The organism is Companilactobacillus zhongbaensis, assembly GCF_003946515.1.
Taxonomy (GTDB): domain Bacteria; phylum Bacillota; class Bacilli; order Lactobacillales; family Lactobacillaceae; genus Companilactobacillus; species Companilactobacillus zhongbaensis.
In genome coordinates this window covers 113,989-129,353 of the sequence record NZ_RHOM01000001.1, presented here as the reverse complement: position 1 = coordinate 129,353, position 15,365 = coordinate 113,989, and the positions used below count along the sequence as shown (strand labels likewise).

Annotated in this window: 14 protein-coding genes and 1 pseudogene; 3 read left to right on the top strand and 12 right to left on the bottom strand. The window is 39.4% G+C overall.

What is annotated here, in order from left to right; translation table 11 throughout:
- Positions 1–13: 13 nt before the first annotated feature.
- The gene (locus EKM69_RS00660) at positions 14–892 is read right to left on the bottom strand and encodes a cation diffusion facilitator family transporter (RefSeq protein ID WP_125707075.1); all 879 of its coding nucleotides are present in this window, start codon (positions 890–892) and stop codon (positions 14–16) included.
- 379 nt (positions 893–1,271) lie between these two features.
- The gene (locus tag EKM69_RS00655) at positions 1,272–1,478 is read right to left on the bottom strand and encodes a hypothetical protein (protein WP_125707073.1); all 207 of its coding nucleotides are present in this window, start codon (positions 1,476–1,478) and stop codon (positions 1,272–1,274) included.
- A gap of 218 nt (positions 1,479–1,696) precedes the next feature.
- Between EKM69_RS00655 and EKM69_RS00650 the strand changes: the two genes are divergently transcribed.
- A complete protein-coding gene (locus tag EKM69_RS00650) occupies positions 1,697–2,401 on the top strand; it encodes a DUF5067 domain-containing protein (protein ID WP_125707071.1) in 705 nt (234 codons plus the stop codon).
- 239 nt (positions 2,402–2,640) lie between these two features.
- Here the strand turns inward: EKM69_RS00650 and EKM69_RS00645 are convergent, their stop codons facing one another.
- The 3 genes from EKM69_RS00645 to EKM69_RS00635 form a co-directional block, all read right to left on the bottom strand.
- Positions 2,641–4,863 carry a M13 family metallopeptidase gene (locus tag EKM69_RS00645; protein WP_164505802.1) on the bottom strand — a complete coding sequence of 741 codons (2,223 nt, stop codon included), beginning with the start codon at positions 4,861–4,863 and terminating at the stop codon, positions 2,641–2,643.
- A gap of 123 nt (positions 4,864–4,986) precedes the next feature.
- A complete protein-coding gene (locus EKM69_RS00640) occupies positions 4,987–5,451 on the bottom strand; it encodes a MarR family winged helix-turn-helix transcriptional regulator (RefSeq protein WP_125707066.1) in 465 nt (154 codons plus the stop codon).
- A 921-nt stretch (positions 5,452–6,372) separates the two neighbouring features.
- Positions 6,373–6,687 (bottom strand): hypothetical protein, encoded by a 315-nt coding sequence (locus EKM69_RS00635; protein ID WP_125707064.1) that lies wholly within the window; start codon positions 6,685–6,687, stop codon positions 6,373–6,375.
- Between the two features lie 476 nt (positions 6,688–7,163).
- On the opposite strand from EKM69_RS00635, the gene EKM69_RS00630 reads away from it, so the two are divergent.
- Positions 7,164–8,576: an amino acid permease gene (locus EKM69_RS00630; RefSeq protein ID WP_125707062.1), complete on the top strand. Its 1,413-nt coding sequence runs from the start codon at positions 7,164–7,166 to the stop codon at positions 8,574–8,576.
- Between the two features lie 522 nt (positions 8,577–9,098).
- Here EKM69_RS00630 and EKM69_RS00625 read toward each other — a convergent pair.
- Entirely contained in the window at positions 9,099–9,341 is a 243-nt protein-coding gene (locus EKM69_RS00625) for a hypothetical protein (protein ID WP_125707060.1), read from the bottom strand.
- 200 nt (positions 9,342–9,541) lie between these two features.
- Here EKM69_RS00625 and EKM69_RS00620 point away from each other — a divergent pair, with 200 nt between their 5' ends.
- A complete protein-coding gene (locus EKM69_RS00620; RefSeq protein WP_125707058.1) occupies positions 9,542–10,417 on the top strand; it encodes a DegV family protein in 876 nt (291 codons plus the stop codon).
- A gap of 54 nt (positions 10,418–10,471) precedes the next feature.
- On the opposite strand, the gene EKM69_RS00615 is transcribed toward EKM69_RS00620, so the two are convergent.
- The 6 genes and pseudogenes from EKM69_RS00615 to phnC all read right to left on the bottom strand — a co-directional run bounded on the left by EKM69_RS00615 (position 10,472) and on the right by phnC (position 15,359).
- Positions 10,472–10,720, bottom strand: a complete 249-nt coding sequence (locus tag EKM69_RS00615) for a hypothetical protein (RefSeq protein WP_125707055.1) — start codon at positions 10,718–10,720, stop codon at positions 10,472–10,474.
- 318 nt (positions 10,721–11,038) lie between these two features.
- Positions 11,039–12,136 (bottom strand): annotated as a pseudogene (gene phnW / locus EKM69_RS00610) (2-aminoethylphosphonate--pyruvate transaminase).
- Positions 12,137–12,140: 4 nt separating this feature from the next.
- A complete protein-coding gene (gene phnX, locus EKM69_RS00605; RefSeq protein WP_125707053.1) occupies positions 12,141–12,929 on the bottom strand; it encodes a phosphonoacetaldehyde hydrolase in 789 nt (262 codons plus the stop codon).
- 11 nt (positions 12,930–12,940) lie between these two features.
- The gene (locus tag EKM69_RS00600; protein ID WP_125707052.1) at positions 12,941–13,804 is read right to left on the bottom strand and encodes a PhnE/PtxC family ABC transporter permease; all 864 of its coding nucleotides are present in this window, start codon (positions 13,802–13,804) and stop codon (positions 12,941–12,943) included.
- Positions 13,801–14,604, bottom strand: a complete 804-nt coding sequence (locus EKM69_RS00595; RefSeq protein WP_125707051.1) for an ABC transporter permease subunit — start codon at positions 14,602–14,604, stop codon at positions 13,801–13,803. Before EKM69_RS00595 ends, EKM69_RS00600 begins: the two co-directional genes overlap by 4 nt.
- Positions 14,604–15,359 carry a phosphonate ABC transporter ATP-binding protein gene (gene phnC, locus EKM69_RS00590; protein ID WP_125707050.1) on the bottom strand — a complete coding sequence of 252 codons (756 nt, stop codon included), beginning with the start codon at positions 15,357–15,359 and terminating at the stop codon, positions 14,604–14,606. Before phnC ends, EKM69_RS00595 begins: the two co-directional genes overlap by 1 nt.
- Between the last annotated feature and the right edge of the window lie 6 nt (positions 15,360–15,365).

Here is a 15,365-nt window from a genome sequence, read left to right as displayed (position 1 = left end):
TTCTCCCTCATTCCTAATAAATTAGTGGTTCTTTCAAACCGCGAGTGCATTCGGCCTGAAGCGTAACGTGCGAGACGTGAAATTGCTCCTTGAGGATCTTTTCGACTTGCCGATAAATGGTCTCCAACTCATCCATCGTACAATCCTTGTTGACGTTGATGTGGGCATCGAAAATGATGTAATTCTCATCGATCATCCAGTCATGAATGTGATGGATTCCAACAACATCTGGGACCGTTAAGACGGCTTTTTTCACCTCATTGAGGTCAATATCAGGACTAGCCTCCATCAAGATGTTGATCGTCTCTTTAACAACGTTATAAGCTTCTTTAGATAACCAGACCGCAATAATAATTGTAATCAAAGGATCGACCCAATACCACTGAAAAAGCGTAATAAAGATAGATGCAGCAAATACGCCGACTGAACTCAAAGTATCAGACATCATGTGCAAAAAAGTTGCCTTGATATTGAGATTGTCTTTTGAGCCTGACCACAAAGCAACCATCGAGATCAAGTTAGCCGCTAACCCGATCAAGGACACGATCATCATCAACATCCCATCGATGTGCTGTGGCGTATGGAAACGACGCAGTGACTCGATCACCATGAAGATGGTAATAACGATCAAAATACTAGAATTAACGAACGCCGCCAAAATTTCGGCTCGCTTATAGCCAAAAGTCTTGGAAACGTCGTTTCTTCTTCGACCGATCAAATTACAAATGTATGAAATAAAAATCGAAAGTGAATCTTCTAAATTGTGCACGGCATCGGAGAGAAGTCCTAAACTTCCGGAAATAACGCCCCCGATGAATTCGGCAATCGTAATAACTATGTTTAAAACTGTGACAGCAAAAAATCTTTTGCCTGAGATGTTTTTTTCTTTCATTGTGGTAGCCCTCTTTGGTTCTATCTTAACAAAGATGGAATCGGGTACGTTATTTTTTTGTATTAAAAAAGCAGACCTTGCGTTGGTCTGCTGTGGTTTTGTTGTTTTTTTATCTTTGTCCTGGTTTTCGCCTTTGGACTTGGTTCGTCGTTGGTTTGGTTTTGATATCTTTGTTTCCAAACGTTTTTAGTTTGTTGCCAAACTTTGATTGGTTTGTGACCAAACGTTCCTTGATTATTGCCAAACTTCGATTGGTTTGTTACCAAGCGTTCCTTGATTATTAACCAAACGTTGCCCGCTTTATAGTGGAAACGCGTTCCAGGGCACAGCGGCCTCCGGTTTAGAAACTGTCAGCAGCTGACCGTGCCCTTCCACGCTCTTATTTAGTGGGCTTTGCGACGACTTTGATTGGATGGGCGATATCAATCGATTCTGAGAATTGATTTGTGATATAGTTCATCATGCCATCACGTGCTTCTTTCTTGGACACGTTATGGCAAATGCGCTTCTTAGCAATGCGCTGGCCTTTCTTATCTAAAAATTGACATGTGACTTCGTAGTCGCCATGATTACCAAAAAACAACATCTTTGTTACCCCCTCGTAAATTGATTAAAAACACCCCTGATGTTTCAACCAGATATTTATACCACTTTTAAAATAACTGTTCAATACTTTTGACGGCTTTTCGACAAAAAAGATTAGTCAACTTTTAGATAATAAATTTGAAGAAAGAAATATGATAATATTGTAAATATAGAGTTATCATAAAGGGGTATATACACATAGCCAATTGGGGGAATATCATGGATAATCAAAAGCCTAATATGACGCGTAGTCAGTACCGTAAAACCCATCAACCGTTTTACAAAAAAACACCGTTCATCGTCACACTGATCGTCATCATTTTAGCTGTTATCGCAGGTATCGTGTTCTGGAGTGTTAGCAATTCTCACAAAGATGAGCCAAAGCAAAGTTCCGATAACGTAGAAAATGTTCAGTCAAATAAATCTGCTGAAAATAATTCTACTGATCCTGCTGAAAGTCAAAATGTTACTAAAGACGACAACAAGTCTGACGGTCAAAAAACCGAAAAGAAACGGACTTATGATAATCCTGGATCGTACAACCATCTAGATTACAAGTCTGACGACTTTGAGTTCAAAATCTCTAACGATGTGCGGCTCGTTAAAGATGCTAATGGTGATTCTGCATTGTTAGTTAAATATACTTACACTAACAAGACTGATTCCAACCAAGTCCCTCAAAAAGTTCAAGCTGAAAATATGATCTTGAAACAAGGTGATCAAGTTCTTGCCCCTACTGGTGGCGATGGTGATTACTCTGAGACTGTTAATAAGTCGAACTTGAATGAGGTTAAGCCTGGTGAGTCGTTTGAGGGTGCTTTGTTGGTTAAGGTTAATGATCCTAATGCTGATGTTAATATGTACTTTAAGAATATTGAGACTAAGCAAGATCTTAATACTATGCAGCCGTTTAAGCTTTCTTAATTTTAAAATTAAAAACTCCTGACATGTTTTTTGTCAGGAGTTTTTTTGTGGTTTTATTCCTTCTTGCTTATACTGCTTTGGTTTTTATAGTCGTTTTGATTTTTATTGTTTATTTGATTACATCTTGCTGGGAAATCTCTTTTGACCGATTTACGGTGAACTACGTCAAAGACTTTTTTCTCAAAATTATTGAGTAAGTCGTTCGTTCTTAATTCTTTATGATTCCCATTTCAAATGTTTTACGACCACAAGTTAAATCTCTTGTCCGGATCTACCCACATGCCGTCCCCTGGTTTTACTCCGTATGTTTTGTCGAACTGGTCGCTGTTTTGGAGGGTTTTGTTTACTCTTATTGGGAATGGGGAGTGGGCATCTTTTTCTAATTGCTCTCTTCTCTTTGCTGCTACTGATGCATTATCTGGGTCTATGAAGTATTTGTAGCGGTTGGCTTTTGCGTATGAGCGGTAGAATTGGTCCCAGTTTGCTGCGTTGGTTTTTTCTAGGGCCTTTTCGGCTACTTTTAGTCCGGCATTGTCGGCTAAGTTTTCGTTCACTGTTGTATCTCCGCTGATTGTTGCACCTTGGAAATTAGTTTTATCATAAATTTTTGACAATTGGGCCGTTTTTTCGCTGTACTTCTCCAAATCGTTGGCTGTCCACATGTTCTTGAAGAGACCGTCTTTGTCGTAGAGAGAGCCTATTTGATCGAATCCGTGGCTTAGTTCGTGTCCGATGACTGTTCCGATTCCTCCGTAGTTTGTGGAGTCAGATGCCTTGACGTCAAAAAATGGTGCTTGCAAAAAGCCGGTGTTGATGAAGATGGCGTTTTTACTTGGAACGTATTGGGCGTTGTCGTTTAAGCTTGATAGTCCGGCCCATTCGGTTCTGTCGGCAGGTTTTTGATACTTGGCGTATTGGTTGTAATTTCTGGCATCAACGATGTCACGATACGTCTGATAAAAATCACTGTCATCTTTAATATCGATTTTGTTGTAGTACGAATAAGAATCTGTTGGGTAGCCGATGTTTAGTTTCATATCGTCTAATTTTTCCAAAGCAGCTTTTTTACTCGATGCTTCGAGCCAACTATTGGAAATCGTATCTTTGTATGCAGAAACTAAATTTTCCGCCATATCAGTTACGGTTTCCTTAGCTTCTTTCGTTAGGAAAATTTCGCCGAAATATTTGCTGAATGCATCGCCAAAAGCATCCGTCGTCAAGTAATAAGCCATCCGTTGATTGAATTCAGCTTTGGTTTCTCCTTCTACTTCAGGAAAGTTGGCTATTAAATTATGAATATAATTTGAACTATTTAAGACATAATTACAGATCATCCAGGCTTTCATTTCAGCAAAGTTCTCGTCCGTCATGATCTCATTGATGTTGTTATAAAAACTAGGTGTCATCTCGTAGACGTAACCTGGTGTCATTCCGGTAACGCCATTAACAAAATGATCCATGTCGATAAATACTGGCATATTAGTAAAGTTGACGTAGTTCACACCTAAGTAATCGCCAAGACGATTGATACCTTCTGCACCATAATTGTTTTGATAGTGATCGGTAATAATATCTTCAGCAGACTGATTGTCGACCAAAATCTTATCAAATTTAGACGCGTTGACAACAATACCTTGGATAGATGAAAGGGACAATCCAGAGCTACTTAAAAATCCCCCGATAGTATTCTGATTTGTTTGATCTTCGTTAGTCTCTCCATTATCTTTGAGCAACACAGGTGCTCCACCGTAAAAATACAAGGCACGCAAATCAGGATTACGTTGATCGATATCGACTTTGACCCCGATCGGCATAGTCACGCCTTCTTTGAGCAGATCATTCATGTTTTTTGAAAAATCACTTAGATCTTCTAAACTATCGATCTGATTGACTACCTTCATGATTCCTTGGGCAGCATCCTTTGAAATATCTTCGGTACTAGAATAATTTTTGCTCAAATAAAGATTGTAAAAGTCCATTGCTTTTTGCATATTCTGACTTTTAGTATTTTCAGTCCCATTGAGATAATCATAAAATTTATTTTGGACTCGTTGATTAATATTTCTTTGGGCATCAAGCGAGGCTCCGGCATCCATTTTATCCGATTGGACGTCAGTCTTATTGATCCACTTGTGATTAAGATAATCGTAGTAATCATTTTGTGGCTTAAATTGGTTAGTATTGATCCAAGTAGTTTGGTCTTCACTCGAGGAAACGTTGTCTTCTGTAGTTTCACGAGCATTCGTTTGCGAAGCTGCAGGCTCAGTAGTTGCAACGTCATTGTCAGTTGACTTGAAGCCATTATAAAGAGGCACAGCCGTCTTTTCTGACTTTGCTGTGGCATCTTTAGTAGCATTAGCATCTGTCGTCTCGTCCGCTTTGACGGTTTGACTGGTGATGGAAGCTCCTAATAACACGGCAGTAAACATCGTAACTTTGAGTAATTGGTTTTGGATTTTCATAGCATTTCCCCCATTACTCATATTTTCAACCTTATCTCACAAATTAGCAATATATCAGTAATAAAAATAATAATAAATTTACTTTTTATTTTGACTAAAAATTCGAGTTATCTCTAGGTATAACTACTCACCGTCAACCTTGACCAATTCACGCAAAAAGCCGACTATTTTTTCCAAATCTGCTTGTGAATAATTCTTAGTCAACTCATTCAATCGAGCTTGACGCTTTTGATCGATTTCTTGTTTGATAACCAAAATTTCTTGACCAGTTTTAGTTAAATCTAAGAGCCACTCTTTATTGTTCAATTCCGTCTTATGCCGACTGATCAAATCATTTTCTTCCAGCTTAGCTGTGATCCGTGAGGTCGAAGCCTGTGAGACACCGAGGAGTTTAGGGAGCTCTTTCAAAGACACTTCCGTATTGATCTCAAATAAACCGATTACTTGCAATTCCTTAGGCTGCATTTCAGATATGATCGATTTTAGTTTTGGGTCATCGATAGCATCAGCCACTTGACCGATCTGTTGAACATTTCTTTGATTATCTGAAACATATAAGTTTAACAAATTCAAAATTTCATTCATCATAATGTATTCACCTATCTGTATTTTCCCATATTTGGTGGCGGATATTAATTATATTGTCGTTATATTTTAGGGCGGTTATTTTTTATTATTTGTATTGGATGGTGGTAGTAGTTTGTGTGTGCGCTGATTGCCGGTTCCGGGGCGGGGCGCTATATAGGGTTGGAACGCTGTGGACGTCGATTGAAGCTATCCGGGAAGTTCACCCGGACATCTCCAATACGAGTCTTATTCAAAGCTCCTTCGTCGCTAAGAATAATTTCACAGCTGAACCCATATAGCGCCCCGCCCCTCCACCTAGATTGATATAATCAATATCTTGTTTGTTTTTTCTTGATCTCCACTGCTTTCTACATAAGTCGGCTACAACTGTGCTCCTAATTCATTTTGGTTTATCTCAAATACCATTTTTATAGCAAGATCAAGGGCAAAACCTTAATCACTAATGATCTCTTGTTATATTAGCGATGATTTTCTGACACAAAATCAACAAGATAAGGAAAAGGCAAAGAATCTTAGGAAACATTCAAACATTAGGACCCTCTGTTAAATCCAAACAACATACCACTATAAACCTAAGTACCGTATCCCCCACCAACAAGTGATTTTGTACCCAATTAGGTCCTGTGGGGGTGGAGGGAATTCGCCGTCAGCCGCGAAATTTTCGTTTGCACGGCATGGGCCGTGCTTACGAAAAGGTCAAGCTTTGAGATGTCCAATGGAACGTAAGTGCTGACGCACTTGCGCGACCGGTTTTGGTGGTGGCTACGCCACCGAACAACTAAGGTCGAAAGTTGGCCCGCAGCGTTCCACGGCGCAATTCCCGGAACCCCCACAGGACCGGGAACAAACCTCCACCCAACATACTTCCGAAAAAAACATCAAACACAAAAAAGGATCGCTGACCGCGACCCTTTTCTTTATTTAAACTAATGTATCTCGTATCAGCTCATAAGCCTTATTGTTTGGTACTTCCTTGATCGTATACTGACTCGTTATTTGATCTTGTAGCTTGTTGCGCTTTTTCATGTTCTTGCTCGACATGGCGAACTTCATGCGCCGGTATAGGTCGTTGAAGGCTCGTTGTCTACTATCGCCAGGGCGTTGTTGTGCGCTATTGGTCTTGTCAATGGCTTCTTTGCAAATATCAAAAGCTTGATCAGTAACTTGTAAATTATTCACTTTGGCGGAAATTGCTTGATGCAATGTACGCTCATCACTAACTTGTAAATTAATCATAGCAGACACTCCTAATCAATTTTTATATATTATCACATAAAAATTTGTGTAAACCTGTTCAATAATTGTAAAGAACTTTTTTAATAATTCGTTGTTTACACTTAAATTATAAGATAGTTAGTTGGACTAGACAATATAAATAGCTTCCATGAAAACGCATACTTTAAAGGTTTTTTCGGTTTTTAGCTTTAGTTTGAAATATAGTTAAAATCTTCTAATTTAATTAGAACGAATTAATGTTAATTGACAATTGACAACCGACAAGTTTTCTTAGTAAAACGCTGAAGAGCTGATTTTAGGCTCACTTAACTTTCGTTCCTTTTTTCAATAATAATTTTTTAAAAAATACGTTTTCACTTTTATAAATGTTATTACACCGCCTTTTTAATACCCTTCATTAGAAAAAACAAAATATTGGTATTCGTTTATTTTATGAGCCTAGAATAAGGCAATTTAAAAGAAAGGTGGTGTTATATATGGATCTGTTTCGAAAGAAGGAAATCAGCGTTTTGTTGGCGCATCAATCTCCTCTTAAACGAACTCTCCACACTTGGGACTTAATTTTCTTAGGTATTGGGGACATTATTGGTACTGGTATTTTCGTTTTAACTGGTAAAGGTGCCTTGACTACTGGACCGTCACTTTCATTATCATTCTTCATTGCTGCGGTCTGTTGTGGTTTCGCCGGTCTTTGTTACGCTGAGTTCGCATCAATGGCTCCGGTTTCCGGCTCCGCTTATACTTATTCATATATATCATTTGGTGAAATTGTTGCTTTTATTATTGGATGGGATCTAATTTTGGAATACGCACTCGGTGCTGCTACCGTTGCTGCTGGGTGGTCCGGATACTTTGTTAACTTTTTATCCGGATTTGGGATCCACATTCCTACTGTTTTGTCTGCTGCTCCTGGTACGACAGCCGGCGTAACTACTTACTTTAACTTACCAGGATTTTTAATTATTTTATTGATCACAACTGTCGTTGCCATGGGTATTAATCAAACAAAACATGTTAACGATACGATGATTATTATTAAATTAGCTGTAATCGTGCTATTTTTAGCCTTTACCGTTTGGTACATCAAGGTCGGCAACTGGCGTCCATTTACTCCTTATGGTTGGTACTCATTCCATAACGGTACCGCTGCAGGTGTTATCCCCGCTGCCTCGATTTGTTTCTTCTCCTTCATTGGATTTGATTCCGTATCTTCTAGTGCTGAGGAAACTATCAATCCAAGTAAGACTTTACCAAAAGGGATCATGTATTCACTATGTATCGCCACAGTACTTTATATTCTGATGTCTCTGACCATGACTGGTGTTGTTAAGTACACCATCTTTGCAAAATATCTTGATGCTCCTATCTTGGCAGTTTTACACGCAACTGGCCAAGGTTGGTTATCTATGATCGTCAGTCTTGGTGCTATCTTAGGCATGACGACCGTTATCTTAGTTCAAATTTATGGACAATCAAGAATTACTTATTCAATGTCTCGTGACGGCTTACTACCTGAATTTTTCGGACACGTAAGTCTCCGTCGTCAAACACCTTATAAGGGAACTTGGTTCTTCGGTATCATTACTTCCATCGCTGCCGGTTTTATTAACTTGAATATTTTATCAGAACTAGTTAATATCGGTACTTTGACAGCTTTTATTTTAGTTTCAGCTGGTGTCATGTGGATGAGACGGAGTCATCCAGAAATCCATCGTGGATTTAAGGCACCTGGCGTTCCTGTTACTCCTTTAATTGCTATTGCGTTTTGTATGTTGCTGATTGCAGGACTTAACTGGGAAACTTGGTTGAGATTTGTTATTTGGCTGGCAATAGGTTTGTGCATTTATTTTGGTTATGCTCGGAAGCATTCTAAGATGAATGATGAATAGTTTTAAAAATTAAAACAGCTGGATGATTTTCCAGCTGTTTTTTGTTTACTTGTTTTGATGTGAGAGGAAAAAAAGCAGACTAGAGGCGTTTTGCTTTGTTGTTGTTTGTGATTTTTGGTGTCTTTTGGTTGGGAGTTAATTTTTGGTTGAGGTAGTAGTTTGGGTGTACGTTCAATGCCGACTCCGGGGTCCGGGAATCCAGCCGCTGGAACGTAGCCGACTCGATTTGAACTACCCGGAAAACCACCGGGCATTTCAAATACGAGTCTTCTTGTAAGCGATAAATCGCTAACAAGAATTTGGCTACTGAGGGCTGGATTCCCGGACCCCTCCGTCTAAATAGTTCAATCACCCCCTTTTGTGGGTAGGGGCTAGAGGTTCTGGATTTTTTTTGATGTATTCCTGCTTTTTTGCGGATTAGCTTGGTTCCCAAGCTAATAGGACCTCAGGATTCCGCTTCGCTCATCCACCTTAAACCATTTGTCCGTTACTCAATGCACCATTGCTATTTAATATGCGTTATTATTGATTGAAAAAATACGAGATTATTAGGAAGACTATTCCTCCTACTAGGGCTCCGATTCCTATTATGGCGTAGTTCCATAGGCCTAGGATTCCGAATAGTATTAGTAGGATTCCTATGAAGGGGTGGCGGAATATGAAGCCTACTGTTTTGAATAGTAGCCACAGGATGACGAATACTGCTACTAGTATTCCTATTAATAGTGGTAGGCTGCTGGTGGTGCTGGCGGCTAATAATGTCATTTGTTTTGTTCCCTCCTTTTTGATTGAAGTATAGCATTGAAATTTTAATTTTTTGTGAACTATTTGATGTATATTTTACTGCCCTATTTGACATGCTGGGTGTTCAATGGTAATTTTTTTATGACTTATGCAAATTGAATTAGCATTGTTTTTGATGCTTGATAATTTTATTGGGATTATTTATTTTAGGGAGAAACACAATGAGTAAGATTGCTATTGTTACTGACAGTACTTCTAGTTTGAGTGCTGACGAACTGAAAGCGATGGGGAACGCTTTTATGGTTCACTTTGAGGTTCAATTGAATGGGAAGTTTTATCATGAAGGTATCGACATTTCTGATGAACAATTTTATCGGGAATTAGCTACTTCCAAAGACTTTCCTACTACGGCTCCACCTTCCATCCAAGAGATGTTTGATTTTTACGACTCGGTTGTGGCTAAGGGTTATGACGAAATCATTAGTATTCATATCACTAGTGGTATCACTGGTTTTTGCAACAACTTAGTAGCCGCTTTGCCAGAATATAAAAACGCCAATGTCCACGTGGTCGACTCCTTCTTGTCGATCCAACCGATGGCTTATTTGACTAAATACGCTTCTAAGTTGGCTAACGATGGTGCTTCTGCTGATGAGATCTTGGACAAAGTCGACAGTCAAAAACGGACGATCGGTGAGTATTTCGTAGTTGATGACTTGAAGAATTTAGTTCACGGTGGTCGTTTGACTAATGCTGCTGCTTTTACTGGTGGCTTATTGCGGATCAAGCCTGTATTGACGATGATGAACGAAGAACATGAGATCGTTGCTACCGACAAGATTCGGACGATGAAACGTGCTTTACACTTTATTGAAGATGAGTTCGAAACCGTCCGTCAAAAAACCGACTATCCTCTACGTATTTTCCTAACGGGAACTAATAACTTAGATGCCATGGAAAAATGGCAAGAACACATGAGTGAAAAATACCCCGACTTAGTTGTGGAAACCGGTCAAATCGGTCCCGTTATTGGCGCTCACCTTGGGACTAATGCTTTTGTCCTCGGTTGGTCAGAAGAAGTTTTAGAAAACAAATAAAAGACATCTTGTCACACATATCAAAAAATCGAGCCTGAGTTAGGCCCGATTTTTTTAGTTGTTAAATTTTTCGATCAATTCATTCACTTGGTCTTCCACTGCTTCATCGTTTTGACGATTGAAATCTTGATCCAGTTCGCCCTTTTCCTCGCGATCACTGTAGAGCTTGATCAATGTCGGATCGGCTATGATGTAGTCTTGTTGATCCAAACTCATGTGTGAAAAACGATGTAAAAATTCTGGATACACCGTTAAAAATTTTGTCTTTGTAAGTTTACTTGTTGATTGATTATTATTAGCCATGAAATCCTCCACTTTTAACCCAATTGTGAACATTTTAGCATATTTGTGAATCAGTATCACTATCATTCTGACTACGGTGAGAGAAAACCCTTTCATACCGCTGTAAAAAAATTTCGATATTTTCTATATAGCTAAATCCAGTCCTGACAAGTTTACTAGTATATTTTGATTTGAATTGATCATCCGCTATTATTTTTTTAAAGAAGTTAATTTTCGTTTATCGGTCAATAATTAGATCTCTATTGCAGGAAAAATACGCAAAAAAAGGCAATGTTCACAAAGTAAACATTGCCCTTTTCTTGTTCGGAAAGGAAATAATTAAACTGTCTTAGTTGAAATCTTTTCAATCGCTGCTAATAGTTTCTCGATGTCTTCATGATAAACTTCACCGATGTTACCAATTCTAAAAGTTGGGACCATTGAAATCTTACCAGGATAAATCACGAACCCAGCTTGTTTCAATTCTTGGTAAAATGTTGCAAAGTCAAAGTCATCACTTGGATATCTGAAAGATGTAATGATTGGAGATTGCCATTGTGGATCAATCAGTTGTTTTAAACCTAATTTATCCATGCCAGCAGATAGTTGTGCTTGATTGTCACGATAACGCATGTAGCGCTTCTCTACACCACCTTCTACTTCTAGTTCTGTCAATGCTTGCGCAAAGGCATGAACTACGTGAGTTGGTGAAGTAAAACGCCACTTACCGTGATCTTTTTCCATGGCTTGATATTGATCATACAAGTCTAAGGAAAGTGTTCTAGCATTGCCACGGCTTCCGTTGAGCATCACTTTATTGGCGATGACAAATGAAAAGCCAGGAACACCTTGAATACATTTGTTAGTACTACTGATCAAGAAGTCGATGTCAAGATCAGCAACTCTGATCGGAATACCACCAAAACTGCTCATTGCGTCAACGATCGTGATGATTCCTTGAGCTTTGACCCAAGGAATGATATCTTAGATCGGATTCAAAATACCAGTTGTTGTTTCGCAGTGGATCATAGCAAAATGCGTGATCTCAGGATGAGCTTCAATTTCAGCACGAACTAATTCTTTCGTTACTGGTTGTTGTTCATCAACTACTAAGTCAACGTGGTTGATTCCATAAACGTCTGCCATTTGGCCAATTCTTTGACCGTAAGCGCCGTTCATAGCGATCAATAATGTTCCATTATTAGGAATGATCGAACTAATAACTGATTCAACACCGTAAGTTCCACTACCTTGGATCGGAACAGCAGTGTAATCGTCAGGATGTACTTGAGCGATTTTTAGTAAGGAGTGGCGAATAGATTGAGTGATATTCTTGTAATCGTCATCCCAAGTACAATAGTCCTTTTCCATAGCTTTTTTCACTGTGTTACTGGTGGTCAATGGACCTGGTGTCAATAATAAGTATTCGTTTTCCATTACTCTACATTTCCTTTAGTTGATTTAAACTCTTAACGATTTCTGGCAATTCTGACAAGTTGTTGATCACAAAGTCAGCTCCAGCGTCTGTGAATTGTTGGCGAACTGCATCACAGGCGATTTGGCGATTTTCTTCAGTGAGTTCGTTGTACTCCACTTCAGTCATCCCCATCAAACTGCTTCCTTCAATAATGCCGATCGTCTTAACTTTGGCATTTTTACCTTCTTCAATATCAACGATCGTATCGCCGATCTTGATGGCATTTTCCGGCGCAGTAATTGCTAAGTCTGACAAGATCTTGTTGATCATATCTGGATGTGGGCGACCATTATTGTCTACATCTGCTGAAGTTAGGATCATTTCTGGTCGATAACCTAGTGAGGCAGCACCAGTTGCAACGGCATCCATCATCTTTGGAGTATAACCTGTAGTTGTAGCAATTTTGATATTAGCTTGTTGAAGGAAATCAACTGTCTCCAACAAGTGTGGCTTTAACTCAGTTTTCTTCACTAAATGAGCCATCAAAGCTGATTCGAACAAATCGTATAATTCGTCATGATCTGCTTCATTCGGAGTACGATCATATTCTTCTTCGAATTGTTGAGAGATGCTAGGCAAAGCTAGCATTTCCCAAATGTGATCTGATTTAGACATCCCCATGAATTGTCTGATCTCTGAATCAGTTGGGTAGATCTTCTTCGTATTAAAGGCAGCACGGAAGGCATCAACTGGCGCTAAACTTCCGTAATCAACTGTTGTGCCTGCCCAATCGAAAATAACGGCTTCAATCATAATAAACTCCTTTATTTACCTAAGTAATGTTGTCTTAATTTAACGGCGATGAATTCCAAGATCAAAGTAACGATGATGACCATGTAGACAATGTAGCCTACTTCATGGAAGTCAAAGCTTAAACCACTAGTAACGAATAACTGATAACCAATACCACCGGCACCAGCGGCCGCGCCAACGGCAACGGCATTGGCAAAATTGATCTCCAAACGAATAAATGTCCATGAAACTAGGGAAGGAATTATCGTAGGCCAGACCGCTTGGAAAACAATTGTCCAAAATTTACATCCGGTTACTTTCAAAGCATCGATGATCGCAGGATCAATTTCTTCGATACTTTCTGAATAAGCTTTCGTTAAATAAGCAACACTGTGGAAACTTAAACCTAAGATCGCAGCTGTCGGACCAAGTCCAACGGCAATCGAGAAGATCAAAGCCCACAAGATAGTTGGGATAGCTCGAACAACGGCCATCAATGCACGAATACCGGCGCCCCAATAAGCGTTCGTTAAATTACGGGAAGCAATTACGGCGAAGAAAAAACCTAGAACGGCACCGATAATAGTCGTTAAAATTCCGAGCAAAACACTGACACCTAAGGCTTCGAGTAAGACCCAAAAGCCGTCAGCACCGGCATTAGGTTGTAAAAACATTTGATTGAAAGTCATCATCAGACCTTTGAATGCATCTGCCATTTTGACATTTTCAGTGTTCAAATGAGTCAAAGTATAAAACGTGATCAAGATCAAACTGATTGTGACCGCTTGGATCATCCAAGTTGAAGCTGTAGTCTTGTGGAGCTTGATCTTTTGTTGCGGATCTTTTTGAAATGATGGTTTAGAAACGATCGGCTTAGTGCCTTCATTTGAAATCATAAAATCACCTTTCTAATTTGATTCGAGAGTGTTTCTAATCCGATAACTACAACGATGATTGATAAAACAGTCATTCCTGCAGCGTCGAAACGGAAACTCTTATAGTAAATGTCGAAAATAAAGCCAATTCCGGTACCAGTCAAAATTCCGACCAGGGTCGCATCACGGACGTTGTTTTCGATCATGTAAAGGATCCAACTGATCAAACTAGGGATGATCTGTGGGATCACGGCTTGGAAGATAACTTGGAAGTAGCTGGCACCAGTGGCTTTTAGAGCCATCATAGCTTCACCAGCTTCGTCCTCGATAATTTCCATGAATGCTCGAATCAAAAATCCAATAGTCATCAAAAGCAAAGCTAAAAAACCAGTGAAGTTACTTTGCTTGAATGAGAAAAGCAAGATCATTGCCCAAGCTACTAACGGGATATTTCTAAAAAACGAAGCGATTCCGCGGACTAAAACTTGCATGAACTTGTTGATACCTGTTACTTTTGAGCCTAAGATCGCGAAGAAAATCGCGATCACTGCAGCCACAACGACTGAGGCAATTGACATCAAAACTGTGTCAAATAACTTCTCCATTATCTGGGGCAAGTAAGACATTGAGCTTTGTGTCGGCATGAAATTGATAGCTAGCCAGGCAAACGCCTTTGGGATCGATAAAGTACCTTGGATAGTATCAAATTGCAAAATATAACAGCCGATCGCATAAATACCAGCGATCAAAGCCAAAACACCTGATTGCACTAGACGTTTCTTACCTAAATAACTAGCGGCAGTAACTTTGGGTTGCTTCATTATGCTAGCTCCTTAGCTGCTGAAGTGCCATACAATTCGGCAATGGCATCTTTTGATAGTTTGTCGGCCGTATCATTAAAAATCATTTGACCATGACGAATACCAATGATCTGATCAGCATGTTCTTTTGCCAAGTCGATTTGGTGCAAGTTAGCAATACAAATAATGTTGAACTCTTCAGTTAACTCTTTGAGGAGTTTCATGACATTTTGCGCAGATGCCGGGTCAAGCGAGGCAATCGGTTCATCACAAAGAATGACCTTGGGATGTTGGATCAAGGCACGTGCAATACCTACACGTTGCTTTTGTCCTCCACTAAGTTCTGAACATCTTTGCAACGCGAACTCTGACAAGCCAACTTTGTCTAACAAGTCGAGAGCTTCGCGTTTCTCTTCTTCGGTGTAGCGGCCAATTACGCCTGCAAGTGTTGACTTATACCCGAGTCGACCATGAAGAACATTTTCTAAAACGGTCAATCTTTCAACAAGGTTGTAGTTTTGGAAAATCATTCCAATTTGACGGCGTAGTTTTCTTAATTCTTTCTTATTTGCGGAACGAATATCTTCACCATCAAGCAAGATTTCGCCAGCATCATCTTTGATAAGTTGATTGAGACTTCTAAGAATTGTAGTTTTACCTGCCCCAGAGGGACCAATTATCGCTACAAAATTACCTGGATCAATTTTAAAAGAAATGTCGGTCAAGGCTGGTTTATCCTTTTGGTAACTCTTCGCTAAGTTTTTTACTTCCAGCATCGTAAT

What these genes read in the sequence shown, in the direction of transcription:
- EKM69_RS00655 (WP_125707073.1), bottom strand. Translation starts at nt 1,478, where the DNA reads ATGTTGTTTTTTGGTAATCATGGCGACTACGAAGTCACATGTCAATTT.
- EKM69_RS00660 (WP_125707075.1), bottom strand. Translation starts at nt 892, where the DNA reads ATGAAAGAAAAAAACATCTCAGGCAAAAGATTTTTTGCTGTCACAGTT.
- EKM69_RS00615 (WP_125707055.1), bottom strand. Translation starts at nt 10,720, where the DNA reads ATGGCTAATAATAATCAATCAACAAGTAAACTTACAAAGACAAAATTT.
- EKM69_RS00595 (WP_125707051.1), bottom strand. Translation starts at nt 14,604, where the DNA reads ATGAAGCAACCCAAAGTTACTGCCGCTAGTTATTTAGGTAAGAAACGT.
- phnX (WP_125707053.1), bottom strand. Translation starts at nt 12,929, where the DNA reads ATGATTGAAGCCGTTATTTTCGATTGGGCAGGCACAACAGTTGATTAC.
- phnC (WP_125707050.1), bottom strand. Translation starts at nt 15,359, where the DNA reads ATGCTGGAAGTAAAAAACTTAGCGAAGAGTTACCAAAAGGATAAACCA.
- EKM69_RS00625 (WP_125707060.1), bottom strand. Translation starts at nt 9,341, where the DNA reads ATGACATTATTAGCCGCCAGCACCACCAGCAGCCTACCACTATTAATA.
- EKM69_RS00630 (WP_125707062.1), top strand. Translation starts at nt 7,164, where the DNA reads ATGGATCTGTTTCGAAAGAAGGAAATCAGCGTTTTGTTGGCGCATCAA.
- EKM69_RS00650 (WP_125707071.1), top strand. Translation starts at nt 1,697, where the DNA reads ATGGATAATCAAAAGCCTAATATGACGCGTAGTCAGTACCGTAAAACC.
- EKM69_RS00620 (WP_125707058.1), top strand. Translation starts at nt 9,542, where the DNA reads ATGAGTAAGATTGCTATTGTTACTGACAGTACTTCTAGTTTGAGTGCT.
- EKM69_RS00645 (WP_164505802.1), bottom strand. Translation starts at nt 4,863, where the DNA reads ATGAAAATCCAAAACCAATTACTCAAAGTTACGATGTTTACTGCCGTG.
- EKM69_RS00600 (WP_125707052.1), bottom strand. Translation starts at nt 13,804, where the DNA reads ATGATTTCAAATGAAGGCACTAAGCCGATCGTTTCTAAACCATCATTT.
- EKM69_RS00635 (WP_125707064.1), bottom strand. Translation starts at nt 6,687, where the DNA reads ATGATTAATTTACAAGTTAGTGATGAGCGTACATTGCATCAAGCAATT.
- EKM69_RS00640 (WP_125707066.1), bottom strand. Translation starts at nt 5,451, where the DNA reads ATGATGAATGAAATTTTGAATTTGTTAAACTTATATGTTTCAGATAAT.